At 62.2% G+C, this 516-nt stretch carries 1 rRNA gene; it reads right to left on the bottom strand.

The window, feature by feature from the left end:
• Window positions 1–404: 404 nt before the first annotated feature.
• A 16S ribosomal RNA gene (locus MHY85_RS21190) occupies window positions 405–516 on the bottom strand; the annotation flags it as partial.

The following is a 516-nucleotide window of genomic DNA, read 5'->3' on the forward strand; positions in this document are numbered from 1 at the left end:
AAGGCATCCACCCTGTGCCCTTAAAAACTTGACCACAAAGACATACTTTAAAGATGCTCGCGTCCACTGTGCAGTTCTCAAACAACGAACGATCCCCGAGTCGTGAGCGCCGGCGCCTACCGTCCCTCCGAAGAGGATCAGCGGTTCGACCGACCGACCGGGCCCGTCATGAAGCAACCTCCCTCGCGGGCTGTTCCCTCAGGACCCAACAGCGTGCCTGGGCGACCCTCTCGTGCCGGCGGTGCGCGTTCCGTCCCCGACGAATCGAGGTGTACTGGCGCGGTGCCGACCGATGAAGGCCGCCGTAGTTGATGTTCCACCCTTGAGCACCACCCCGAACGCGAACGGCTCGGGCCTGGTCTCTGCACACACCCACCGTGGTGGGTGCGTCAGAAGCTCCTTAGAAAGGAGGTGATCCAGCCGCACCTTCCGGTACGGCTACCTTGTTACGACTTAGTCCCAATCGCCAGTCCCACCTTCGACGGCTCCCCCTGCGAACAGTTGGGCCACCGGCTT

The organism is Cellulomonas sp. ACRRI, assembly GCF_022346185.1.
Taxonomy (GTDB): Bacteria; Actinomycetota; Actinomycetes; order Actinomycetales; family Cellulomonadaceae; genus Cellulomonas.